Consider the following 1,321-nt stretch of genomic DNA (forward strand, 5'->3'; position numbering starts at 1 on the left):
GCTACACCCGCCCCGAAATGGCCCGCATCTGGGAGCCGGAGAACCGGTTCCGCATCTGGTTCGAGATCGAGGCGCACGCCTGCGACGCGCAGGCCGAGCTGGGAGTCATCCCGAAGGAGGCCGCCGCCGCCGTGTGGGAGCGCGGCAAGTGGGAGATCGACCGCATCGACGAGATCGAGCGGGAGACCCGCCACGACGTCATCGCCTTCCTGACCAACCTCGCCGAACATGTCGGGCCGGAGGCGCGCTTCGTCCACCAGGGCATGACCTCGTCGGACGTGCTGGACACCTGCCTCGCCGTGCAGATGACCCAGGCCGCCGACCTGCTGCTCGACGACATGGACAAGCTGCTGGCCGTTCTGAAGCGCCGCGCCTACGAGCACAAGAACACCGTCACCATCGGGCGCAGCCACGGCATCCACGCCGAGCCGACGACCTTCGGCCTGAAGCTGGCCGGCCATTACGCCGCCTTCGCCCGCGGGCGGGAGCGTCTGGTCCAGGCGCGCGCCGACATCGCCACCTGCGCCATCTCGGGCGCCGTCGGCACCTTCGCCAACATCGACCCGCGGGTCGAGGAGCATGTCGCCGCCAAGATGGGGCTGACGCCGGAGCCGGTGTCCACCCAGGTCATTCCGCGCGACCGCCACGCCTTCTACTTCTCGGTGCTGGGCGTCATCGCCTCGTCGATCGAGAATCTGGCCGTGGAGATCCGCCACCTGCAGCGCACCGAGGTGCGCGAGGCGGAGGAGTATTTCCATCCGGGCCAGAAGGGCTCCTCGGCGATGCCGCACAAGCGCAACCCGGTGCTGTCGGAGAACCTGACCGGTCTGGCGCGCATCGTCCGCGCCGCCGTCGTCCCGGCGCTGGAGAACGTCGCCCTGTGGCACGAGCGCGACATCTCCCACAGCTCGGTCGAGCGCATGTTCGGCCCCGACGCCACGGTGACGCTGGACTTCGCTCTGGCCCGCCTGACCGGCATGATGGACAAGCTGGTGGTCTATCCGGAGCGCATGCAGAAGAACCTGGACGACCTGGGCGGCCTGGTCTTCTCGCAGCGCGTCCTGCTGTCCCTGACCCAGGCCGGGATGAGCCGCGAGGACAGCTACAAGGCGGTGCAGCGCAACGCCATGCAGGTGTGGGAGAAGGGCGGGAATTTCCTCGACCTGCTGTCGTCGGACGCCGACGTCGCGAAGCACATCTCGCGCGAGACGCTGGCCCCGATGTTCGACATGACCTACCACACGAAGAACGTCGACATGGTGTTCAAGCGCGTGTTCGGGGAATGAGGGTTCGGGGGCTTCGGTCTTCGGAGCCCCCACCC

1 protein-coding gene is annotated in these 1,321 nt (G+C 68.2%); it reads left to right on the plus strand.

Features of this window, described 5'->3' with window-relative positions:
* Positions 1 to 1,286, plus strand: a 1,286-nt coding sequence (gene purB / locus GBZ26_RS29370; protein ID WP_174441801.1) for an adenylosuccinate lyase, incomplete at its 5' end; no start/stop codon positions are given.
* Positions 1,287 to 1,321 lie beyond the last annotated feature (35 nt).

The sequence above is a fragment of the Azospirillum formosense genome (genome assembly GCF_013340925.1).
Classification (GTDB): domain Bacteria; phylum Pseudomonadota; class Alphaproteobacteria; order Azospirillales; family Azospirillaceae; genus Azospirillum; species Azospirillum formosense.